Here is a 22,685-nt window from a genome sequence, read left to right as displayed (position 1 = left end):
CCACGGATCCGCGCGTCGGCCGCCATACTGCCCCCATGCGCATCGATTACGACCCCGCCCAGTGCGACCGCGACACCTTCTACCGGCTGCTCACCGCCACCGTCGTCCCGAGGCCGATCGCCTGGGTCTCCACCACGTCCGCGGAGGGAACCGACAACCTCGCCCCGCACTCGTTCTTCACCATCTCCTGCGTATCGCCGCCGGTGGTGCAGTTCACCTCGGTCGGCCGTAAGGACTCGCTGCGCAATATCGAGGACACCGGCGCCTTCGTGGTCAACTTCGCGCCCGAACCGCTCTTCGAGCAGATCAATGCGACGGCCACCGACTTCCCGCGCGGTATCAGCGAGTTCGACGCGGTCGGCGTCGCCCGGGAGGCGAGCCTGCGCGTGAAGCCGCCGCGCGTCGCGGCCTCACCGGTGGCGCTCGAGTGCGAGCTGCACAGCACCGTACTGCTGGGCGACACGACCGTCGTCTTCGGCCGGGTGGTGCACGCGGCGATCAGCGAGGAGGTCATGGCGCACGGGCACCCGGAGGTGACGAGGCTTGCGCCGCTCACCCGGCTGGGCAAGAACGAGTGGGGCACGTTCGGCGGCGTACGCGAGATCGCCCGTGTCCCCTACGAGCAGTGGCAGGAGGACGCGGCCCGATGACCGGGCCGACCGCGTCCGTCAGCGTTTGACCGCTCGCAGGACGACGAACTTCGGGTCGCTCGCGATGACTTCGCAGTTGCCGAAGAGGCGGCGCAGCTTCGCGTGGTAGCCGAGGTGGCGGTTGCCGATGACCCACAGCTCCCCTCCGGGACGCAGCACACGGCGCGATCCGCCGAACATCCGGCGGGCCGTCGCGTCCGTCGTCGCCTGGTGCGAGTGGAACGGCGGATTGTTCAGCACCAGGTCCACGGACCCGTCCGGCACGCCGGAGAGTCCGTCGCCCACCATGAACTCCGCCCTGGCGTCCGAAGCGACGTTCTCCCGGTAGGTGGCCTCGGCCGAGGCCACCGCGGAGAACGACTCGTCGACGAACGTCACCGCGGCCTCCGGATTGGCCAGCGCGGCGGCCGTGCCGATCACCCCGTTGCCGCAGCCCAGATCCACAACCCGCTCGGCGCCGCGGCGCTCCGGCAGGCTGCGGAGGAAGAATCTCGTACCGATGTCGAGACGCTCGGCGCAGAAGATGCCCGCGTGGTTGGTGACCTTCCGGCCCGCGAGCGCGCCGACATCGGCGGGCAGCGCGTACTGCAGCGGCCAGGGGCTGGGGACCCGGGCGAGCTGCGGATCGGGCGTACAGAAGATCAGCCGCGCCTTCTTCACCGCCAGTGAGGTCCGGGTCGGACCGAGGATCCGCTCGAAGAGCTTCAGCGTGGAGGTGTGGATCTCGGCGACCATCCCCGTACCGATGACGACGGTGTCCGGGTGGACGGCGGGCGCGAGACGGTGCAGCTGGTCCTCCAGCAGCGCGAGACTCTTGGGCACCCGGATCAGCAGTACGTCGATCCGCTCCGGCGGCAGCTCCCTGACCGACAGCAGCCGCACCGAGTCCGGGTCGATCCCGTTGCGCACAAGATTCGCCCGGGTCGCCTGCTGGCCGAGGAAGGAGTCGGTGATCTGTACGGGACGGTGCTCCGCGAGCGAGGTGACCAGGGCGCCCCACCGGTCGCCGACGACGACCACGGTGCCGGAGAGGTCCGTGGGCCCGGCGTCGTCGATCCCCTTGAGCCGCCGGAGAAGGTACTCGTCGGCCGCGGACCAGGCCCGGAGCTGGTCGCGAGGATCCTCGGGGAAGCGGGCGAGGTCGAACTCGCCCCATGACGTCGTCAAACGGTTCATTGTGCGCTCAGGCTAGCCGAGTGATTCCTCAAGCCGCGTACCCCTGGTGCGCGCGGCCGCCGCGCCATTCGACGAGGTGGGGGTCGTCGAGGATCATGTCCGCGTCCTCGAGCCCGGCCCGCCGCAGGAACTCGATGAGGTCCTCGTCGCTGTGCGCGAGGCCGACGATCTCTCCGCGCACGGTGACACGCCGCCCGCCTCCGGGAGAGGGCGGATCCACGACGATCGGTGCCTGCCAGGCCATGTCCCCAGAGTGCCCCGGTGCGGCCGGGACCGCAGGTCGAGGGGTACGGGTCCGCATTCAGGCGGCGGGCTGGACGTCCTCGAGCGCCGCCGCGGCCCACTCCACCACGAGCGCCTCGTACTCCTGCCGCCGGTCGTCGGGGAGCTCCCCGTCCGCCCACAGCTCACGGATCCGGGTGTTCAGCTCGGTGGCGGACAACGCGGTTTCCGACTCGCGGGGAGAGGGGGACATGCCCACCAAGGTACGGCCTCGGTATGTCAGCCGTCTTCACCGCGGCCGGAAGCGTCAACCGGCCGACTCACCCGCGTGCGGGCTCAGCGTATCCGTGCCGACCAGGATGAACAGCGCGATTCCCAGCAGGATCCGGTAGATCACGAACGGCATGAAACTCTTCGTAGTGATGAACTTCATGAACATCTTCAGCGTCGCTCAACAACCCACCGGCTCCCGCCTACTCGATACCCGAGCCTGACACACCATCAGGACCAATAGAGGGGGGGAGAAGCGGGGTTCCAACAGTCCCAACCGGCCTGCTGGCCCCAGACCATCCGAGCCGTCCGTGGCTGGCTGACGCCCTTGGCCATGCTGCAACGCTACTGGCGGGCATGGTCGACGAAGCCCTCGCCCACCGAGCTCCAAGCCCTGCTCAACGCCGTCGGCACCGGCAGACCTCTTGATCTCTACTGCCCGGTCGAACAAACCACCGCTAGCGACCGGTGCACTGGTCGTCCCAGTGCTGCTCCATCGCCTCCAGCATCGCCTTCGGCTTCTGCCAGATGTCGCGCTCCTTGTGTGCCCAGCCGGACGCCGCCCGGCCGAGGGCCCGGGCCTCGTCGCGATGGGTCGCCACCCACCGCAGATGCTCCGCCACCTCCGCCACGTCCGGGACGCCCCGCACACCGCAGTGCCCCAGATGCGGTTCGTACACGTCCTTCCAACGCGATGGGGCCACTGGCAGGACGAGGTCGCCGGCGTCCTGGCAGACGTCGCCCTGGCCTTCGGAGGACAGGGCGACGACGGGCAGTCCGGTGGCCATGCCCTCGACGAGCGGCAGGCCGAAGCCCTCGCTGCCCAGGGCGAGGAGGACGTCGGCCTGCTCGTACCAGTGCAGGATGCCGCGTGTCGGCTCGTTCTCGTCCACGATGGTGATCCGGGGGTCCGGCGAGGTCAGGCCGCCGCGCCCGTACGCGCCGAAGCGCGCCTTGATCACCAGCCGGGCGGCGGGGTCGTCCGCGAAGGCCAGCTGCCAGGCCTCGACGGCCTGGGAGACGTGCTTGCGCGGCACCACCGTGCCGACGACCAGTGTGGTGACTCCCTCGCGCTCGGGCCGCTCCACGTATGGGTACACGTCGGCGTCGACGCCGTCCGGCGTGACCTCGATGGGCACGGTGATCCCGCTGTCCCGGAACATGCGGGCGACGAAGCGGGTCGGCACCATCAGGAACCGGGCGCGGTTCAGCGGACCGACCCAACTCGCGGGCAGCCGGCTCGACTCCCACATCGTGTGGATCAGGTGCGGGCGCGCCGCGAAGCGCTCCAGCTCCGGGCGGACCCACGAGTTGAACAGCAGCGGGCCGGGTTCGATCGGGCCGGAGGCCGCCACGACGTCGAGCATCTCCGGGGAGAGCCCGGGCTTCTCCAATTTGAACGGGACCAGGTTGACCCGTACTCCGAGCCTGCTCAGGCCGACGACGATGTACTCGGAGATGCCCGCGTAGCCGTCGTGGACGTAGAACTCCCCAGCCAGGTTGACCGACCTGATCACTGGTCCGCCGCCGCAAACTCGGTCTCGCGCACCCACGCGACCACCTCGTCCACCATGACGTCGAGCGGAGTGTCGGCCACGAAGCCCAGCACCTCGGAGGCCTTGCGGGTGTCGGGCTTGCGGATCCGCACGTCGTTCGGGAAGGCCTGCTCGTACTGGATCGAGATCGGCTCCCCGGGGTTGACCCGGTCCCAGACGAAGCGGGCGAGTTCGGCGATGGTGCAGCCGTGGCGGCCCGAGAGGTTGAAGTCCTCGTTGAACGCGGCCTCGGATTCCATGGCGAGGACGATGCCGCGGGCCATGTCCCTGGCGTAGGTGAAGGTGCGGTACTGCTGGCCGTCGCCCAGGACGCGGAACGGGTTCTCACGCCGCAGCGCCCGTTCGACGAAGTCGGGGATGACGTGCCCGCGCACCATGCGCTGCTGCTCGTCGGAGGAGGTGCTCACGTGCGGGGCATGCCGTTCACCGGCGCCCACGCAGTTGAAAGGGCGGACGATGGTGTACCGGAGGCCGTACTGGGACCAGGCGGCCTTGGCGTAGTACTCGACGGCTAGCTTCTGGAAGCCGTACGCGGTGGAGGGCGGCGCGACCTCAAGCTCGTTCCCCTCGCGGAAACCCGTTCCCGGGTGGCCCTCGTACACCATGGAGGAGCTGACGTAGGTGACCTTGCGGAGCTTCTCGCCGTGCCGCCTCATGCCCACCTCGGCTGCCGCGCTGACCAGCCGGTTGTTGGTGGCCAGGATGTCGTAGGCGAGGTCCTTCATGTACCGGACGCCGCCGATCAGTGCGGCGTTGGCGATGAAGTGGTCGCAGTCCGCCGCCAGTTCGTACAGCAGGTCCTTGTCCGCCGCGTCGCCCACCACGCTGGTCCAGCGCTCGTGCGCGGGCAGCGTCCGAGCCGGCTGCCCGTACTTGGAGTGGTTGTCGAGGCCGACGACCGTGTACCCGCGCGCCAGCAGTTCCTCGACGACGTACCCGCCGAGGAAGCCGGCCGCCCCCGTCACCAGGACCTTCACGTTGTTTCCCTCCTCATGGCCACCCATTCCGTCCTGACCGGCGGCTCCCGTCACGTCGACCACGCCAACCGGCCCTCGCCGAAGGCGAGATACTCCAGGTTGCCGTTGAGTGCCTGGGCGTCCCCGGCGTGCAGGGACCAGGCGTCGTACACCAGGCCCGGGTTCGCCATGCGGTTGGTGAGCCAGTGCAGTGAGAGGTCGGCGTACGACTGGTGATTGGTTCCGATGATGACCAGGTTCGCGCCCTCGACGGCCTCCTTGGCCTCGGCGCACGGCTCGTACCCCAGAGCCCGCTGCCTGGTCGGCGGCACCAGCGGGTCGTGCGAACGCACTGTCAACGCATCGAATCTGGCGCGGAGTTCCGCCACGATCTGCACGGCGGGGGAGGACCGCTCGTCGTCGGTCTCGGGACGCCCCTTGAACGCGACGCCGAGGAGCGCGACGGTCGGCGGTCCGAACCCTGCCACGTGCGCGACTCGGTCCGCCAGCCGATCGGCGACCTGAGCCGGCGTCGCGCGATGGGCCGCGGAGACCCCCTCGAGGAGGGCGGAGGCCGACGATCCATGGTCCCGGAAGGCTCGGGAGAGGATCGCTGTGTCCTTGGGGAGGCAGGAACCGCCGACCGGCCCCGCGCCCGGGAAGCCCCCGCGCGGGTAACCCGCCGCGGCGGCGTCGCGCACCTCGCGGGAGCTCACCCCCACGTACTCGCACAACCGGGCGAGTTCGTTGGCGAAGGCGAAGGTCGTGTAGCGGTACGCGTTGCAGGCGAGCTTGGCGATCTCCGCCGTCTCCAGGTCTGAGACCTCGACGATGTCGGGGGTGAGTGCGCGGAACAGCGCGGCGGCCCGCTCGGCCGCGAGAGGCGAGCCGGCGGCCACGATCTGCGGCAGGCTGCGCAACTCCTGTACGGCGATGCCCTGGACGGTACGCTCCGGGCAGAACGCCAGCTCGACGTCCCGGCGGGAGCGGAGTTCGGCCAGGAGCCTGCGGGAGGTCCCCACCGGCACGGTGGAACGGAGGATCACCAAGTCTCCGTCAGCGGCCTGCTCGGCCACCGAGTGGACCGCGCCTTCCACCTGGGACAGGTCGGGGGCGCCGCTCTCGTCCACCGGCGTGCCGACGCACACGATGTACGTCTCGACCGCCTGGTCCGAAGGCACGGTATCGCTCACCGTGAACATGCCGCTTTCGATGGCTCCGGCGAGGTCCAGGCCGACTTCGTGGACGTGGGGCCGCTTACGGGACAACTGCTCGCAGATCGCTTGGTTCCGCTCCACGCCGATCACTCTGCGGCCCTGTGCGGCGAGGGTGACGGCGAGGGTGAGCCCGACGTACCCGAGGCCGATCACGCAGACCGCGCCGGTTGGCTGTTCGTTCTTGTCCATGAGGTCCCCCTCCTCTTCGATCGGCAACGTGCCGGTGGTCACCGCGCCCGCAGCGCGCGCGGCGGCCGCATATGGGTCTCCATGGCGTCGAGCAGGGCTGGGCCCTTGCGCCACAGGTTGCGGTTGCGGTGCACCCACTCCGACGCGGCCACGCCCAACTGGGCCGCCTCCTCGCGGTGGCGTGCCACCCAGGTCAGCCGCTTCGCGACCTCCCGAACGTCGGGGACGCCGCGCACCCCGCAGCGTCCGTAGCCCGGTTCGTCCGCCACTTCCCAACTGCCGGGCGGTACTGGCAGGACGAGGTCGCCGGCGTCCTGGCAGACGTCGCCCTGGCCTTCGGAGGACAGGGCGACGACGGGCAGTCCGGTGGCCATGCCCTCGACGAGCGGCAGGCCGAAGCCCTCGCTGCCCAGGGCGAGGAGGACGTCGGCCTGCTCGTACCAGTGCAGGATGCCGCGCACCATCTCCTGGTCGTCGATCACCGTGATGCGCGGGTCGTCGACGGTCAGGCCGTGTGACTGGGCCGTCTGGAACCGGGACTTGATGATCAGACGGGCGTCCGGGGCGTCGTCGAAGGCCAGCTGCCACGCCTCGATCGCCTGGGCGACGTGCTTGCGCGGCAGCACCGTGCCCACGACCAAGGTGGTCACGCCCTCGCGGGCCGGGCGCTCGATCCACGGGTACAGCTCCGGGTCGACACCCTCGGGAATCACCTCAATGGGCGCGGTCACACCGCTCGACCGGCACACGTCGGCCACGAAGCGGGTCGGCACTATCACGGCCCGGGTGCGGTTCAGTTTGGCCGCCCAGACGGCGGGTAGCTCGCTCGCCTCCCACATCGTGTGGACGAAGTGCTCGGTATTGGCGTAAAGCTCCAGCTCGGGTTCGAGTGCCGCCGAGAAGAGTACCGGTCCCTCTCGGTACGGCGTGGATTCCTTGAGTAGGTCGAGCATTCTCGGGGACAGCCCCTCAGGAAATACCTTGATGGGAATGATGTTGACCCGGGCGCCTTCCCTGGACATTCCCACAGCCGCATACTCGGCGAGGCTTCCGTATCCATCCGCCACGAGAAAGTGTGCCACGAGATTAACGGGCACGGGGGCGTTCTGATTCACGATGTGACCGGCCTGCTTTCCTCTGGTGACTGCCCGACGCGTAGCCGTGACCGCCCGCTGGATGCCGAAAAAGGCCAGCTCGGCAGCGTGCACCGGCGCACGGTGGCCAAGCGGCACGGGCATGCCTCAGGGTTGCCTACCCCTCGCCGATGCTCAAGCGAGATTGGAACTTAAGCAACTAATGCGTATTAGTCAAGTGCCTTTGAGGTGCTTATTTTGCGGTACTTTGCCCCGTCGCTTCCCCGGCCGATAGTGATCCTTGACGGTGCGAGCGGAGGTGCGCTAGCGTGACGGGTCAATTCGGGGGAGCGTGGATCGATTCGCGGGAACGGTGTCCCGTTGTTTCGATTTAACCGGTTATTCGTGACCGGATTCCGTCGGATATCCGAAAGCCGGCCCGAATAACAGGGGGCCGTCAAGGAAGGAGGCAGAGCGTTTGTGAACGAGCGAATAGCCGTGGTGACGGGGGCCGCCGGAGGAATCGGGGCGGCCACGGCCCGCCGTATGGCTCGCGAGGGCCTCGGAGTGGCCCTCGCCGACATCGATGTCGCGGGCGTGGACCGACTCGCTGCGGAGATCACCGCCGAGGGCGGCAGGGCGCTGGCCATGGCGTGCGACGTCGCGGACCCACGCCAGGTGAAGGCGATGGTGAAGGCCGTGGCCGGGGAGTTCGGCGGGGTGCACGTCCTCGTCAACATCGCGGGCGTCATCCGGGACAGCACCCTGCACACCATGTCCGAGCTGGACTGGGACGTGGTCCACTCGGTGAACCTGCGCGGGGCCTTCCTCTGCGCCCGCGCCGTGCAGAAGCACATGGTGCGCGCCCGCTGGGGGCGGATCCTCAACCTGTCCAGCGTCTCCGCGCTCGGCAGCCACGGCCAGGCCAACTACGCGGCTGCGAAGGCCGGTCTGGAGGGGCTGACCCGCGCGCTCGCCGTGGAGCTCGGCCCGTTCGGCATCACGGTGAACGCAGTGGCCCCCGGATTCATCGAGACTCCGATGACCACGGGCACTCCGGGCCCCCGAGGCGACGGCACTCGTCGGGCGGCGTCCGTCGCCGCGGCCACCCCGGTACGCCGGACCGGACGCCCGGACGACGCAGCCGCGGCCCTCGCGTTTCTCGCCGGGGACGGCGCCTCGTACATCACCGGCCAGACGATCCACGTGGACGGCGGGTTGCCCCTGGGGCTGCTGTCGGTCGGCGGCGGACCGGCGGCACCGCCGGAGAACGGCGCCCACACAAGGGGACTTGAGGTGCTCGACTGATGCATCGGCAGGTGGAACGGCACGCGGCCACCCGCCCGGACGCCCCGTCCGTACGGGTGCTCACCAACGGCCGGTGGGACAGCACGAACTGGCGCCGACTGCGTGACATGGCGGCCGGGGTGGCCGACCGGGCCGGTCGCCTCTGCAAGCGGAACGCGCCCGCCGTCCTGGTGCTCGACAACTCCGCCGAGAGCCTCGCGGTGTTCCTGGGGCTCACGGCCGCGTCGGTGGACCTGCTGTGTCTGGAGGCGGGCAGCTCCCATCTGGACGAGGAGCGGTCCGTCGCGCGGCGGATCGGTGCGCGGCAGGTGATCGGGCCCGACCGGGGCAGCGGCGTCCTGGCGTACGCCGACGTGCTCTCGGACGGTGGCGGCCCCCTCCGCGCGCCGGAGCGGAACCCCGCGATCCTCGGGATGACCTCCGGCTCCACCGGCGAACCCCGGATCGTTCGCCAGGACCTCGGCAACATCGAGCACGGCGGCCGCATCTACCGCGAGACCTACGGCTACACGGCGGACGACATCCTCGGCCCGATCCCCATGTCCCACTCCTTCGGCATGATGGGCCTGCTCGCCGGTGCCCTCGTGAGCGGGGCGCAGATCGTCACCATGCCCCGTTTCAGCGTGAGCGCGGTGCACACGGCCATCGACGAGGGCGCGACGGTGCTGCTCGGCACACCCATGATCTACCGCATCCTCGGCATGGCTCCCCGGCCCGCCGGGAGCGCATCGGCGCTGCGCGCCCTGCTGTCGTCGGGCGGGCCGCTGCCGCAGGAGACGCGAGCACGGGCGGAGCGGGCGTTCGGCAGGGCCGTCCACCAGATCTACGGCAGTACGGAAGCCGGGGTGATCGCGTGCCAGTACGACCGCGCCACCCCGTGGCCCGAGGGCTCAGCGGGCCGGATTCACCGCTCCGTTACCTGGAAGGTCGAGTCCGCCGACGGCGACGGGGACCCGGGTGCCGGCAGGCTCCTCGTCCGCACCTCGACGCTGTTCTCCGGCTACCTGGGAGGCGGTGACGTACTGGACGAGGACGGTCTGTACGACACCGGCGACCTGGTCAGGATCGACGCCGGGGGCGACCTCACGGTCCTGGCACGCAAGAGCACGTTCATCAACGTCGGCGGCCGCAAGGTCAATCCCGGCCTGGTGAGCGGCGTCCTCGGCGAGCACGACGATGTGGCGGAGGCGCATGTCTTCGGCCATGAGGAGGACGGCGAGGAGTCGGTGCATGCGGCCGTCGTCCTCCGCGATCCGCGGACGGGGGTGGCGGACCTGCTGGCGCACTGCCGCGGCAGACTCACGGCTTACGAGGTGCCGCACCGCGTCCATGTCCTGCCCGAGCTGCCGCGTACGGCGCTGGGGAAACCGGACCTCATGGCGGTGAAGCGGGTGTGCAGGCTGCCGCCCGCCGGCACGCCGGCCGAGGGCCAGCCGTGACCGGCCAGCCCCGTCCCGGTCAGGGGGCGAGGGGGGTACCTCCGGCCACGATCACCGCCGCGAGACGGCCCGGGCTCGGGTCGTCGAAGACAGCGGTCACCAAGGCCGCCTGCAGGCGGTCGGCGGCATCCCCCTCGGCCGGCTGCCAGCGTGCCACGAGCCGCGAGACCAGTTCGACGGCGTGCAGGGAGTCGCCGCCAGCCGCGAGGAAATCCTCGTCCGGTGCCAAGGGCGGGCAGGTGAGAATGTCTCCCATTTCCTCGCCGACCAGGCGGCATATGCGACCGACGCTGTTGACTGCTTCGTGGGCTGCTCCGTTGACCATGTCCGCAATACTAGGCGATCCGGTCCGGGAGGAACAGCAAGTCCCGAGTGGGCGGCGCCAATATGCCGAGCCGGTAAGCAGATTCCGTTGACAGCGCTTAGAGAAGTCGCGGGTTACTGGCCCGACCGGCGTGTTCCCGTACGGGAGTTTCTCCAGCAGAACCAGGTCCCCGAGCCGCGCATCAACTTGTACGAGCGGTATTTCGGATTCAGGGAGGTGCGGGTCACGGAGAAGGATGATCCGGCCCTCCAACTTCTTGGTGCGGCCGAGCGGCTGGAGTCGCTGAAGGGTAATGAACACCGCGTACGGTACGTCCTCCAGGCCCGTACGATGCCGGTGGCCGCCCCCTATCCTGTGAGCACCGTGCACGAGGTCCGGGACGAGCTGGGGCTGCGTCACGCGCAGGCCTTCTGTGTGACCCAGCACGCCTGTGCGTCCGGCCTCCTCGCCGTTGACCTCGCCGGTCGGCTGCTTGCCGCGGACGGTGATCCGGACGGCCTCGCCCTCGTCCTGATGGGCGAGAAGGTGTTCACCGCCAGCGCCCGAGTGATTCCCGACACCGGGGTGATGGGGGAGTCCGCCGCGGCCGCCCTGGTCGGCCTCGGCGGCCCGCGCGACCGCGTCCTGGGATATGCCACGCAGATCCGAGGCGAATTCGAGGACGGTATGTACATGTCCCCCGAATCGGCGGTCGAGTTCCAGGAAACCTATCCGGCGGCACTGGCGGATGTGGTGCGCGCCGCTGTGGACAGTGCAGGACTTCAGGTACGGGACATCGACCTCGTCCTGCCGCACAACGTCAATCGGATGTCCTGGCTGCCGGTGCTGAACAAATTGGGTATCCGGGGAAAGGACCGGCTCTTCCTGGACAACCTCCCGGAGATCGGTCACTGCTTCGGTGCCGACGCATTCCTCAACTATCTGACTGCGCGCGAGAAGGGCATTCTGCGGCCCGGGCAGCGATATCTGATGACTTCCGTCGGGCTCGGCGCCACGTTCTCGGCAATGGTCCTCGAGCATTGAAAGCGAGCATGATGCAACCGTCATCCACGCCGGCCTGGTCTACCCACATCCGATCCGTTCTCGCCGGGGCACTCGACACGCCCATGGTTTTGCTCGGGAATTTCGAGGTGGAGAACCAGTGGGGGGAGAACGAGCCGGGGCTGCCCCGGATCGCGGTGAGCGCAACCAGGGAGATCGCGAACCGCATGGACGAGTTCTGCCTGCTGCTCGCCGGTGCGCGGGACCGGGTGATCCTCAAGTCCGCCCCGGACGCCGACCATTTGGCGCATCTCGTGGCACTGGGCTTCGAGCTTCCGCACATCCTCACGCCCGTCGCCCAGGATCCGCAGCTGACGGTCACCGAGGACGTGCTCGCGGACCCCGGTCTCCTCAAGGAGCTCGGCACGCTCGTGCCGAGTCCCGTCCTGTGGCCGCACGGGGTATCGGAGCGCGAGGAGCGCGTCGCCGAACTCGCCGGACTGCGGCTCGCGGGGCCATCCGCGCAGGTGTGCAAGACGGTCAACGGGAAGACGTACAGCCGTGAGGTCGCCAGCACCCTCGGACTGCGCCAGCCCCGCGGCTGGATCTGCCGGTCGGTGGACGAGCTCCACAGCGCCGTGGCGGAGGCCGGTGAACTGCTCGACCGGGGTGGGACGGTCGTTGCGAAGGACTCGTACGGCGTCTCCGGCAAGGGCCTGCTCGTCCTGTCCGAACGGACCTCCCTGGAGCGTGTCGCCAGGAAGATCGCCCGTCGCGCGGAGCGCAGCGGGGACGACCGGGTGAACATGGTCATCGAGACGTGGGTGGCCAAGCAGACCAATCTGAACTACCAGTTCACCGTCGACCAGGACAGCGCTGTCACCTTCGACTTCGTCCGGGAGGCCGTCACCGACGCCGGAGTGCACAAGGGTCACCGCATCCCGGCCCGCCTCGACGACGCCCAGCGGGCCGAACTCGCCGAAGCGTCGCGCCTGATCGGTGCCCGGCTCCACAGCGACGGGTACTTCGGACCGGTCGGTGTCGACGCGATGGTGGATCCGGACGGCGGGCTCTACCCGATCGTCGAGATCAACGCACGCAACAACATGTCGACGTACCAGGAACGCGTCCGGGAACGGTGGATTCAGCAAGGCCGCGTCGCGCTGGCCACCCAGTACCCCGTCACCCTGCGCGGCCGTCTGCCGTTCGCCCGGCTCGCGGACCTCCTCCAGGACCTGCTGCTGGCCCCCGGCACCCCCGCCGGTCTCATCGTCAACAACTACGCCACCGTCAACGCCGCCGAGCACCGGCTCCAGGACGACGGGCCGCGGACCTTCGACGGCCGCCTCTACGGGATTGTCGTGGCCGACAGCGACGACCGTCTCGCCTCGCTCGACCAGCAGATCGCCGCCCGCGTCGCGGCCCTCACGGAGGAGAACCGCCATGGCCGCTGAATTCCACATCCAGGGCGTGCCCGTATCGGATCTGGCGGCGGAGTTCGGAACCCCGCTGTATGTCTACGACGCCGAGACCGTCACCCGGCAGTACAGCGGCCTGCGGGACCTGCTGCACCCCGCCGTGGAGATCTTCTACTCCCTGAAGGCCAACCCCAACATCGCGATCTGCGCGCTGCTGCATTCTCTGGGAGCGCGCGCGGAGGTCTCCTCGCTGGCCGAGCTGACCACGGCCGGCCGGGCCGGGGTCGCGGCCGAGGACATCGTCTTCCCCGGGCCCGGCAAGAGCGAGGAGGAGCTCACGGCCTGCCTCGACGCGGGGATCGCGGCCATCGTATGCGAGTCCCTGGACGAACTGGCGCTGGTGGACCGGCTCGCCGCCGAACGCGGGGTCACCGCGAGGGTGGCGCTCCGGGTCAACCCGAGCTTCTCGGTCAAGGGCGCGAAGCTCGTGATGAGCGGCACCGGCAGGCAGTTCGGCATCGACCAGGAAACGCTGCTCGCGCAGCCCGACCTGGCGGAGCGCTTCCTCTCGGTGCGCCTGGTCGGCATCCATATCTACATGGGCACCCGCGTGCTTGACGAACAGGTCGTCGCCGAGCACACTGAGCGGATCTTCGAGGCCGCCGAGCAGATCGCTGATGCCCTCGGCTTTCCTCTCGAACTCGTCGACATCGGCGGCGGGTTGGGCGTGCCGTACTTCGAGGGCGAGCGTGACCTGGATCCCTCCGTCCTCACCGCGCTCCTCAACCCGCTGATCGAGAAGTTCACCGCGGGCCGTCCCAAGACGCGCATCATCATGGAGCTGGGCCGGTACCTCACGGCGCCGGCCGGCGTGTACGTCACGCGGGTCCGCTATCTCAAGGAGTCCCGGGGCGAGAGGTTCGCCATCGTCGACGGCGGTACGCATCACCACATGGCGGCCGTCGGCGTCGGCTCCTTCGTCAAGCGCAACTTCCCCATCCAGCTACTGAGCCGCACCGGCGCGGAGGCGGACGAGGTGTGGAACATCGCCGGTCCGCTGTGCACCCCCAACGACACGCTCGGCAAGAAGGTCCGGCTCCCGTCCCTGGAGACCGGCGACCTGGTCGGCGTGCTCCAGTCCGGCGCGTACGGACCGAGCGCCTCCCCCGTCCACTTCCTCAGCCACGGCCACCCGGCCGAGGTACTGGTGTACGAGGGACGGCCCCTCCTGGTACGGGAGCGGGACCGGCCGGAGGACCTGCTCGTACGCCAGCGAAGCTACGACTTCACCGGAGCGTCCGGTGATACGGCCGGAGCGGCGACATAACCGGCACGGCGGCCGAGCGGCCGTCGGACAACGACGTCGCCGTCCAGCGACCGATTCAGAGACACAGAGATCCAAAGGAGCGCACGCCACCATGGGTACCCACGCAGAGCCCTTCACCGCCCCGGCTCGCATCACGCAGACCGTGATCGCGGCACTCGCCGAGATGCGCAACCGCGAGGCGGACTCCATCACGGCGGACACCAGGCTCTTCGACGACCTGGGCTTTGACTCGACCAGCATCCTCGAACTGCTCATGAAGCTGGAGGACGAGCTGGGGTTCGAGTTTGACCCCGAGACACTGGAGCCGAGCGACTTCGCGACGGTCAGGTCGCTCGCGGACTACGCGGCCAGGCAGCTCGAGTCCGAACAGTGATCCACACGTCCGTACCCCCGCGAACGGCCGGCTCGACGGGCCCGATCTCCACACCCTTGCGCCTCGCCCACGTGCACGGGCGGGAGTTCGACCGGATCGAGAGCTTCGAGGACCGGGACCGGGAGTTCTTCTCGGACCTGGTCGCCTCCTACGGGCTCCCGGTGGACGAGGAGGGCTTCGACGCGGGTCGTACGACATACGCGGCGATGGTCTCGGCCCTGCTGCCCGCGCTCGCACCGTACGACGACGGCTTCGACCTGGCTTTGCTGGCCCACGCGACCCCGGACGCGGCGCCCGGCTGGCCCATGAGCCGCCTCGTGCGGTCCACGTCCCGGACGGGGCTGGCGTTCGCGGTCTCCGACCAGGGGGTCACGTCGCCGTTCACCGCCCTGCGCCTGGCCAGAGACGGCGTCGCCGTCGAGGACGGCCGCCGAGCCCTGGTCCTTGTCGCCGAGCAGAGCGCCGTGTTCCACCGCGGGCCGGTGCCCGAACCGCTGCGGGCCCGGCGCGACGCGGCCGTCGCGCTGGTCCTCGACACCTCCGGGGAACTGGGCACCCTGGTGCCCGAGCAGCGGTCCGGGATCGCGCCCGGTGAGGTGGCCTCGTTGCTAGCCGCCTACCTGGCGGGAGCCACAGGCCGGACAGGCCGGCCCGTGGTGATCGCCGGCGCGGGCCTGACCGGGCACCGGGACGGCCCACCCGGCGGTGCCGACCTGCTCACCGCCCCGCCGGGCATGCCCTGCGCCGGCATCTGGTCGGTGCTCGCCGACGAACTCCCGCGCCTGCGCCGGGAGGGCCGGACCGTCGTCCTCGCCGACTACGACGCGCGACTGGGCTACTTGGGGCTCTGCCGTGTGGACCTCGCCGTCCAGGAGGGACAAGCCCATGACGCTTCAGAGTGACGCGGCGCGAGCGGATCTCGCGTACGCGGGGTTCCACCGAGGGCTCGGCGAGACGGCACGTGCCTCGGGCGCGCTGCGGGCCGTCGAGGAACTGTACTGTGCCGTCCCCGACGCCACACTGATCAGCGGCCCGACGGGCCACGCCGTGGTCCCGGTGGCACAGCTGCCCGAGGCCCCGCCGCCCCTGGCGCCGCTGGAAGGATGCGGCCTGGCCTTCGTCCGAGCCGACCCGGTCCGTGCCTCACAGAACCCGGACGATCAACGTGCTCTGGTCGCCGCCCTCGCGTGGCTGCGCCTGGGCCTGTCCCGGCGGCTGCTCGACGCCTGCTTCGGCCACCTGGGGAAGCGCACCGCGCACGACGAGCCCCTGATGCACCAGCAGTTGATCAAGGGTGCGCTCGCCGACGTGGCCACCGCGCAGATGGAGGCCGAGACCGTGCTGCTCGCCGCCGGGCTCGACACGGCCATGCTCGGCGACCTGCACCACCAGATCACCGGCGCCGACCGGATGCTGCTGCGTCTCCTCGGGGCGTTCGGCTTCACCGTCGACGGCCCGGGCCGGGAGGCCCTGCTCTCCGAGCTGATCGCCGACGCGTACATCTGCTACTCCCACGCGGAAACAGGGGCCACCTCGTGATCGAACTCGACCGGCGTCATCGGCTGCTCCAGGGCCAGGCCCGTGAGTGGTGGGCCGAGGTGCGGCCCCACGCCCTGGAGGTGGACCGCGACCCGACCACCCCGACGCGCCTGCTGCACCACGCGGGCCTCGGCTGCCTCGGCACCCTGCAGATACCGCCCGAGTACAACCCGGACCCCCTTGAGATCTCCGGACACCGTTTCCACCTGATGACCGCCCTGGAACGGATCGTGTACTACGAGGAGGCGGCCTGGGGGGACCTCGCCACGGCCCTCGCTGCCCCCGGCGCACCCATGACCGGCGTTCTGGTCGACGCGCTCGGGGACCGTGAGCAGAAGGAGTGGTTCTACGGCCGGGTCCTCGCCGAACCCACCTGGACATTCTTCGCGTTGACCGAGTCCGAGCGCGGCTCCGACGCCGCAGGCATGACCACCACGCTCACCCGAGACGATCAGGACGGCCCCTGGCGGCTCAACGGCGCCAAGCGCTATGTGGGCAACGCGGTCAGAGGCCAGCTGGGCGTGGTGTTCGCCCGTACGCGGAGCGGGCCGCTCGGCGTCAACACGGTGCTCCTGGAGGCGGACGCGCTCGGCTTCACGGCGGAACCCGTCGCCACGCTGGGTCTGCGAGGAGCGCAACTCGGCGCCATCACCCTGGAGTCCGTGGAGATAGCCCCCGAGCGAGTCCTGGGCAGGCACCTGTCACCCACCCGCCGCGGCATGGCCGGCTGGCTGCGCACCTTCAACCTGCTGCGGCCTGTCGTGGCCAGTATGAGTGTGGGCCTGGCCCGGGCCGCGCACGAGTACGTACGCGACCACCGCGCCCGGTTGACGCGAGCCGAACACGACCGACTCGACGCCATGGCGCGCCGGATCGAGGCCGTGCGCCGGCTGACCCGGCGGGCCGCGGCGGCGGTCGATGCCGATGTCTCCGCCGGGGAGCTCGCGTGTATGGCCAAGCTCCGCGGGGCAAGGCTCGTGGAGAACGTGACATTGCGGGCCCTGGACTTCTTCGGGCCGGGTGCCCGCTTCGAGCACCCCTTCCTGGAGAAGCTGGCCCGGGACGCCCGCGGCGTCGAGTACATGGAAGGTACGGAGAACATCCAGCGACTCAGCGTGTTCAACGGGCTCGGCGAGGGCAGGGCTCATGGCTGACGACCAGCGGGAGACTACGAAGGCGGGGGAAAGCACGGCGGACCCGGGCACCGGCGACGCGCGCCCGGTCCGGGGCTCGACACAGATCGGGCGTCTCGCCGTCCCCATGGTCATGGGGGAGATCGTCGGCTACCTCACCATGCTGATCCTGGTCGCGATGGTCGGGCGCATGGGTGGTCAGGCCCTGTACGTGCGCTCGCTCTTCCTCCCCCTGGGCATGGTGTTCAGCGCGGTCAACGCGGCTCTCGCAGTCAGTGCCCAGGTCGCCTGCTCGCTCAGCAAGGGCCGCGAGACACCGGAAGACGTCTTCCCGATCACCGTGAGCATGGTGAAGGTCTGGGTGATCCTCGGTGTGGCGCTCACCGCGGTGCTCTCCTTGGGCGCGTCCGGCTTCGCCGACCTCTTCAACGTGCCCGGTTCCGCCCGGCAGGACTTCGTCTGGTTCCTGCGCTGGATGTCCGTGGTCAGCCTGCTGGGCTTCGGCCCCGCGCTGTGCGCGTCCGCGCTGCGCGGCTTCGGGTTCGCCCGGCAGGCGCTCGTCCTGACCCTGGTCAGCTCCGCCATCGAGATCGTCCTGGTGGCCTGGCTCGGCCTGGGCACCGGACTTGGGATGCACAGCCTGCCGATCGCGGCCGCCGCCTGCGCCGCCGCCGGCACGCTAGCGGGCCTGTGGCTGCTGCGCCGCGCCGGGCTCTGGCAGCAGGGACAGCGCGCGCCCTGGCGCCGCGACGTGCTCGGACACATCAAGTCCGTGGGCCTTCCAGTGGGCGCGACTCTCGCCATCATCTCCCTCTACAGTCTCGCCCTGATCTGGGTGCTGGGGCCTTTTGGCGAGGCGACCGTCGCGGGGTTCGCCACCGCGTCGGCCGTGCAGACCCTCATCATCATGCCCGCGCTCGTATTGGGCTCGGCCACCGGGATCATCGTCAACCAGCAGCGTGGCGCGGGCTCGTACGAACGCTTGGTGCCGACGTACCGCAGCGGAATCGCGCTGTCCTTCGCCGTCTTCGCGGTCATCGCCGTCGTGACGTTCTTCGGCCGGGACGCCATCGCCCACGTCATGATCGGCGACGCCGAAGCCGACGCGGCAGTGGCGGCCAGCAGGTACCTGGCCATCGTGGGGTTGACCTACGCGGTCGAGGGCCCCGTCCTGGTCGCCCTGACACTCCTCGAACACATTGGCGGAGGCCGCCGCGCGGTCGTGCTGAACCTCGTCTACTTCGGCGGGAACGTCGTCGCGGGCAGCTGGGCCTGCGCTGTGCTCGACACCCCTGACGGGCTCTATTGGACCGTGGCCATCTCCAACCTGGTAAGCGCCATCGCGCTGGCGGCCGCGGCAGGCTTCGTACGCAAGCTCGTCGCCGACCACAAGTCGACGCAGGCGGCCGCGTGTTGAGCGCCGTGGTGAGGGCCGACACCGTGCACGTCTGGCAGCTCGACCTCGACGCAGCCACAGCCCGGGCGGGTAGCCGGCTACGGGCGGCTCTGAGCGAGGAGGAGCGGAGCCGGTCGGTACGTATCACCGATCCGGTCCTCCGCAGCCGCTTCGAGACCGCGCGCGCCGCGGCGCGCCGCGTCCTCGGCCGGTACCTGGCAGAGGACGCTGCGCGCCTCATCTGGCGGACCGGACGCTGGGGGAAGCCGTATATCGCCGGACACGAATCCGCCCTGCGGTTCAGCCTGTCCCACTCCGGCGGGGTGGCACTGCTCGCCGTGACGGGCCCCCGGGACATCGGCGTGGACCTCGACCGGCCGCGGGAGGGCAGGGACTTCCTGGCACTGAGCCGGCGGTTCTTCACGGCCGATGAGAGCGCCCTGGTGGCGGCGGCTCCGGCCGCCGACCGGGCTGGCGTGTTCCTGTCCATGTGGACGCGGAAGGAGGCGTGCACCAAGGCGGCGGGGACGCACATGCTCGGGCGCGGCCTCGGGTTCTCCGTCTCAGGGGCACCGGGAGCCTCCGGTGCCGTCCGGGCGTACGACCCGAGTGGCGGCGTGGCGGGCGACTGGGCGGTACGGGACGTGCCCGCACCGCCGGGTTACCGGGCGGCCTTGGCCCTGCACGGCACGGCACCGGCACATATGACGGTTCGACAATGGGAGCCGCAGTGAACAGCGAGACCATGCCAGCGGAGAACTCCGAGACCATCTGGGCGCCGATGCTCTGGGGCCAGGAACACTACTGGTTCCTCTACTTCGACGTTCCGGCCTATGGTGCCACCCGGGACTGTGTGAAGATCACCCGGCCCTGGCGGCTTGACGCCGACGTTGCCGACGAGGCCGTCCTCTCGGCGCTCTCCGCGCTGGTACACCGGTACGAGTCGCTACGCACCAACTTCCTCCTCGCCGAGACGGGCACCCCCGGCCAGGCGGTCCGCCCGCCGTGGCCGGTCACCTTCGACCTGCGCACGGAGGGCGACGCCTCGGACATCTCCTCAGTGACGGAGCGCCTCGCCGCGCGCCCCTTCGACCCCGCCTGGGACCGGCCGGCCCGGTTCGCCCTGATCAGGGAGCCGGGCGGGGCCGCCTGGGTGGTGGCGGCGGCGATCCACAGCGCCATCGACGGGCAGAGCTGGCTGGTCCTGGAGCGCTCGTTCCACGCCCTGATCGAGGCGGGTCACGACGACGTACCGCTGCCCGATGCTCGACAGCCTCGTGAACAGGCCGAGTTGGACCACTCCGCCGAGCGGGCCCGCTACCGGGAACGTGTCCGTACGTACTGGCGCGACCGCTACCGGTCGATCCCACAGGGCATGTTCCCCGACTTCCGGCCCGCGCCCGTGGGCCACTTCGAGGGCTTCACGCCGCCGAGCCCGTACGAGCGCGTGACGCTCAAGTCCCTGCGCCTCGCGCTCGCCGCCGAACGCCTCGCCGCCGAGCGCAGGATCGCCCCGGGCATGGTCTACCTCGCCGCGTTCGGCACCGCCCTCGCGGCGCTGTCGGGCAGCGACCGGTGCGTCGTGTCCATGGACACGGCCAACAGGGCGGACCCGATGCTGTCGTCGGCGGTCGGCTGCTTCTTCCAGCCCGCGCTCGTCGTCTTCGACGTGGCGGCGGCGGACACCTCGGAATCCCTGCTGACCAAGGTCTTCCGGTCCGTGGTCGCGGCGCAGCGCTTCGCGCGCTATTCCTCGCTGGAGATGATCGAGGAACGGGCCCGCGCGGGCCACGAACGCGGCATGAGCCTGAGGATCGGCGTCACTTACAACTACTTCGCCGTGGCCAGACCGGAGATCGACACCGAAGCGCCGGCCCTCGTCGGGAGCGTCACGGATGACTTCGTCATCGAGAAGATCCCCATCGACTGGCAGGACAACAGCGCCGACCTGTACCTCGCGGTGGAGACCGGCGAGGACGGCGTCACCCTGTCGATGCACGGTCACACCTCCGTGACGGACGGCGACCGCATCGTGCGGGCCTTGCACGGCATCGGAACGCTGGTCTCCGGCTGGGCCGACGGCACTGTCCCCATGATGGCCCCCCTGGGTCAGGTCCAGGACCGACTCGCTCTGCCACGACGGCAGTTCGGCCGCGGCTGGGTCCAGGTCGACCACGCGTGGGCCGATACCGAGGCGTGTACCGCGCTGCTCGCCGGGCTCCCCGGCGTCACGGCGGCCGGGGTCTTCGCCGAGGCGGGCGAGGACGGCCGCCCCCGGCTCGTCGCCTACGCGGCCGGTGAGGTTACGCCGACGGGGCTCCGGACCCAGCTGGCGGCCGCCCTGGTCAGCAACCCGTCCCTGGTCCTGCCGCACCGGTTCGTGGTGTGCTCGGACGCGCCCGTACACCCCACCCCACAAGCCTGGGCCGAGGCCGGGGTGACGGCCGAGGGCGACGGTTTCCCCCGCCGGCCCACGCCCCCGGGCACCCCGCGGGAGGAGGCGCTGGCCGCCGCCGTCACCGCGCGGTGCCCCGGCCTCACGGCCGACATGGCCACTCCCTACCTCCCGGCGGGCGGCAGGGCGGCCCTCGCGCCTGCGGTGATCGACCACCTCGACGAAGCCGGGTTCACCGGGATCATCCCGGCCGACCTGCTGGGGCCGCTGCCGCTGCGGGCCGTGGCCGCGAAACTCTCGCCGACCGCCCCTTCCAGGAAGTGACGATGGACAACGCCGATCAGGAAACCCCCGTCCAGGACACCGCTCTGCCCGGTCTCCCACTGACCCGGGAGTGCCCGTACCACCCGCCCCGAGCCTACGAGGACCTGCGGGACCGCGGTTCCGTGACGAGGATCCGGCTCTACGACGGGCGGGAGATCTGGGCGGTGACCGGCCACGGCGTCGTTCGCTCCTTGCTCGCCGACGAACGGCTCACCGTCGACCGGGACAAGGCCGAGTTCCCCAAGCTTGCACGGCTCCTGGTGCTCGGCCGCCCGGACCGCCACCCCTCGATGAGGGCCCTCCTGCGCACTGACCCGCCGCTGCACACCGAGCAGCGCCGCGCCCTGTCACCCAGCCTCTCGCTCAAGCGGATCCAGACCTGGCGGCCCGCGCTCGAAGCGGTCGCGGACGAGCGGCTGGAAGCGCTGGCGGCGGGGCCGCGCGGTGCGGCCGCCGACCTGGTCGGCTCGTACGTCCGTCCCCTGGTCACCGCGAGCATGACGGAAATGCTCGGCATCCCGGAGGACGACCGGAGCCGGCTGGACGACGCCCTCTACGGGCACTTCGACCGCGTGCCGGTCCTCGAGGACTATCTGCGGTCCGTCTACGAGCGCAAGCTGGACCAGCCCGCCGACGGCAGCGGTCTCCTCGACGACCTGATCGCTCAGGTGCGGGCCGGGACGCTGACGCCCGAGCAGTTCGTGCACTACGGCACGGTCCTCATCGTCGCGGGGCAGGACGTCACCGTCAGCACCATCGCGCTCGCCGTCCTGACCCTGCTTACGCACGAGGACGAACTGGCCCGACTGCTCGGCGGCGAGGTGCCGTGGTCCGACGCGGTCGAGGAGCTCCTGCGATTCCTGTCCTTGACCGGGGGCATCGTCCGCGTCGCCACCACCGACATCGAGACGTCGGGCGTCGTCATCCGGGCCGGGGACGGAGTCGTCCTCCTCAACGCCGCGGCCAACCGCGACCCCGGCGTCTACGAGCTGCCCCGCGAACTCGACCTCCGGCGGCGCGTCCGCAACCACCTCGCCTTCGGTTTCGGCGTCCACCAGTGCGTCGGACAGAACCTCGCGCGCCTGGACGTCGAGGTCGCGCTCCGCAAGCTCTTCGACCGGTTCCCGAAACTGCGGCTCGCCGTCCCGCTGGACGAGGTGCCGGTGCGCCAGGGGCTGGTCTTCGGCGTCAGTGCCCTCCCCGTGGAGTGGTGACATGCGGATCACCGTGGACCGCGAGCGCTGTGTGGGCTCGGGCAACTGCGTCCGGATCGCGCCGGACCTCTTCGAGCAGGGCGATGACGGCCTGGTGTGCCTCGTCCCCGGCGCAGCCCCGGACATGGACGACCAGGAGGCCGCCGAGGCCGCCGACCTCTGCCCTGCAGCAGCCATCGCATACCTGGGGGAGTGAGCACGTGA

22 protein-coding genes and 3 pseudogenes are annotated in these 22,685 nt (G+C 70.3%); 16 read left to right on the top strand and 9 right to left on the bottom strand.

What is annotated here, in order from left to right:
- Positions 1-35: 35 nt before the first annotated feature.
- On the top strand, positions 36-650 hold the full coding sequence (locus OG735_RS06230; protein ID WP_327322129.1) for a flavin reductase family protein: 615 nt from the start codon (positions 36-38) through the stop codon (positions 648-650).
- 18 nt (positions 651-668) lie between these two features.
- On the opposite strand, the gene OG735_RS06225 is transcribed toward OG735_RS06230, so the two are convergent.
- From OG735_RS06225 to OG735_RS06210, 4 genes and pseudogenes are all read right to left on the bottom strand, one after another.
- Positions 669-1,826, bottom strand: coding sequence for a methyltransferase (locus OG735_RS06225; protein ID WP_327322128.1), 1,158 nt, complete (start codon positions 1,824-1,826; stop codon positions 669-671).
- A gap of 28 nt (positions 1,827-1,854) precedes the next feature.
- Positions 1,855-2,070, bottom strand: a complete 216-nt coding sequence (locus tag OG735_RS06220; RefSeq protein WP_327322127.1) for a hypothetical protein — start codon at positions 2,068-2,070, stop codon at positions 1,855-1,857.
- Between the two features lie 57 nt (positions 2,071-2,127).
- Positions 2,128-2,301 carry a hypothetical protein gene (locus tag OG735_RS06215; RefSeq protein ID WP_327322126.1) on the bottom strand — a complete coding sequence of 58 codons (174 nt, stop codon included), beginning with the start codon at positions 2,299-2,301 and terminating at the stop codon, positions 2,128-2,130.
- 54 nt (positions 2,302-2,355) lie between these two features.
- A pseudogene (locus OG735_RS06210) lies at positions 2,356-2,499 on the bottom strand (undecaprenyl-diphosphatase); the annotation flags it as partial.
- 14 nt (positions 2,500-2,513) lie between these two features.
- Between OG735_RS06210 and OG735_RS41850 the strand changes: the two are divergent.
- A pseudogene (locus OG735_RS41850) lies at positions 2,514-2,747 on the top strand (IS701 family transposase); the annotation flags it as partial.
- A 29-nt stretch (positions 2,748-2,776) separates the two neighbouring features.
- Here OG735_RS41850 and OG735_RS06205 read toward each other — a convergent pair.
- From OG735_RS06205 to OG735_RS06190, 4 genes are read right to left on the bottom strand one after another with little or no spacing between them, the layout of a single operon-like run.
- Positions 2,777-3,835 carry a glycosyltransferase gene (locus OG735_RS06205; protein WP_327322125.1) on the bottom strand — a complete coding sequence of 353 codons (1,059 nt, stop codon included), beginning with the start codon at positions 3,833-3,835 and terminating at the stop codon, positions 2,777-2,779.
- On the bottom strand, positions 3,832-4,905 hold the full coding sequence (locus tag OG735_RS06200) for an NAD-dependent epimerase/dehydratase family protein (protein ID WP_327322124.1): 1,074 nt from the start codon (positions 4,903-4,905) through the stop codon (positions 3,832-3,834). The genes OG735_RS06205 and OG735_RS06200 overlap by 4 nt, the downstream gene beginning before the upstream one ends.
- A complete protein-coding gene (locus OG735_RS06195; RefSeq protein ID WP_327322123.1) occupies positions 4,902-6,236 on the bottom strand; it encodes a nucleotide sugar dehydrogenase in 1,335 nt (444 codons plus the stop codon). Before OG735_RS06195 ends, OG735_RS06200 begins: the two co-directional genes overlap by 4 nt.
- A 38-nt stretch (positions 6,237-6,274) precedes the next feature.
- Positions 6,275-7,189, bottom strand: coding sequence for a glycosyltransferase family 4 protein (locus OG735_RS06190; protein ID WP_327322122.1), 915 nt, complete (start codon positions 7,187-7,189; stop codon positions 6,275-6,277).
- A 600-nt stretch (positions 7,190-7,789) separates the two neighbouring features.
- Between OG735_RS06190 and OG735_RS06185 the strand changes: the two are divergent.
- A pseudogene (locus OG735_RS06185) lies at positions 7,790-8,527 on the top strand (SDR family oxidoreductase); the annotation flags it as partial.
- An 89-nt stretch (positions 8,528-8,616) separates the two neighbouring features.
- On the top strand, positions 8,617-10,056 hold the full coding sequence (locus OG735_RS06180; RefSeq protein WP_327322121.1) for a class I adenylate-forming enzyme family protein: 1,440 nt from the start codon (positions 8,617-8,619) through the stop codon (positions 10,054-10,056).
- Between the two features lie 19 nt (positions 10,057-10,075).
- On the opposite strand, the gene OG735_RS06175 is transcribed toward OG735_RS06180, so the two are convergent.
- Entirely contained in the window at positions 10,076-10,381 is a 306-nt protein-coding gene (locus OG735_RS06175; RefSeq protein ID WP_327322120.1) for a phosphopantetheine-binding protein, read from the bottom strand.
- Positions 10,382-10,468: 87 nt separating this feature from the next.
- Between OG735_RS06175 and OG735_RS06170 the strand changes: the two genes are divergently transcribed.
- From OG735_RS06170 to OG735_RS06115, 12 genes are all read left to right on the top strand, one after another.
- A complete protein-coding gene (locus OG735_RS06170) occupies positions 10,469-11,404 on the top strand; it encodes a 3-oxoacyl-[acyl-carrier-protein] synthase III C-terminal domain-containing protein (RefSeq protein WP_327322119.1) in 936 nt (311 codons plus the stop codon).
- 107 nt (positions 11,405-11,511) lie between these two features.
- Positions 11,512-12,816: an ATP-binding protein gene (locus OG735_RS06165; RefSeq protein WP_327322118.1), complete on the top strand. Its 1,305-nt coding sequence runs from the start codon at positions 11,512-11,514 to the stop codon at positions 12,814-12,816.
- Positions 12,806-14,107, top strand: coding sequence for a diaminopimelate decarboxylase (gene lysA, locus OG735_RS06160; protein ID WP_327322117.1), 1,302 nt, complete (start codon positions 12,806-12,808; stop codon positions 14,105-14,107). The genes OG735_RS06165 and lysA overlap by 11 nt, the downstream gene beginning before the upstream one ends.
- Before the next feature lie 91 nt (positions 14,108-14,198).
- Positions 14,199-14,480, top strand: coding sequence for an acyl carrier protein (locus tag OG735_RS06155; RefSeq protein ID WP_327322116.1), 282 nt, complete (start codon positions 14,199-14,201; stop codon positions 14,478-14,480).
- Positions 14,481-14,536: 56 nt separating this feature from the next.
- On the top strand, positions 14,537-15,382 hold the full coding sequence (locus tag OG735_RS06150; RefSeq protein WP_327322115.1) for a hypothetical protein: 846 nt from the start codon (positions 14,537-14,539) through the stop codon (positions 15,380-15,382).
- Entirely contained in the window at positions 15,366-16,019 is a 654-nt protein-coding gene (locus tag OG735_RS06145) for a hypothetical protein (RefSeq protein WP_327322114.1), read from the top strand. The genes OG735_RS06150 and OG735_RS06145 overlap by 17 nt, the downstream gene beginning before the upstream one ends.
- Entirely contained in the window at positions 16,016-17,173 is a 1,158-nt protein-coding gene (locus OG735_RS06140) for an acyl-CoA dehydrogenase family protein (protein WP_327322113.1), read from the top strand. The genes OG735_RS06145 and OG735_RS06140 overlap by 4 nt, the downstream gene beginning before the upstream one ends.
- Entirely contained in the window at positions 17,166-18,569 is a 1,404-nt protein-coding gene (locus OG735_RS06135) for an MATE family efflux transporter (RefSeq protein ID WP_327322112.1), read from the top strand. Before OG735_RS06140 ends, OG735_RS06135 begins: the two co-directional genes overlap by 8 nt.
- On the top strand, positions 18,563-19,282 hold the full coding sequence (locus tag OG735_RS06130) for a 4'-phosphopantetheinyl transferase family protein (protein ID WP_327322111.1): 720 nt from the start codon (positions 18,563-18,565) through the stop codon (positions 19,280-19,282). The genes OG735_RS06135 and OG735_RS06130 overlap by 7 nt, the downstream gene beginning before the upstream one ends.
- Positions 19,279-21,267 carry a condensation domain-containing protein gene (locus OG735_RS06125; RefSeq protein ID WP_327322110.1) on the top strand — a complete coding sequence of 663 codons (1,989 nt, stop codon included), beginning with the start codon at positions 19,279-19,281 and terminating at the stop codon, positions 21,265-21,267. The genes OG735_RS06130 and OG735_RS06125 overlap by 4 nt, the downstream gene beginning before the upstream one ends.
- A gap of 2 nt (positions 21,268-21,269) precedes the next feature.
- Entirely contained in the window at positions 21,270-22,481 is a 1,212-nt protein-coding gene (locus tag OG735_RS06120; protein ID WP_327322109.1) for a cytochrome P450, read from the top strand.
- A 1-nt stretch (position 22,482) separates the two neighbouring features.
- Positions 22,483-22,677 (top strand): ferredoxin, encoded by a 195-nt coding sequence (locus tag OG735_RS06115; RefSeq protein WP_327322108.1) that lies wholly within the window; start codon positions 22,483-22,485, stop codon positions 22,675-22,677.
- Positions 22,678-22,685 lie beyond the last annotated feature (8 nt).

The sequence above is a fragment of the Streptomyces sp. NBC_01210 genome, from assembly GCF_036010325.1.
In the GTDB taxonomy this organism is placed as follows: Bacteria; Actinomycetota; Actinomycetes; order Streptomycetales; family Streptomycetaceae; genus Streptomyces.
This window is presented reverse-complemented; position numbering and strand designations above follow the sequence as displayed.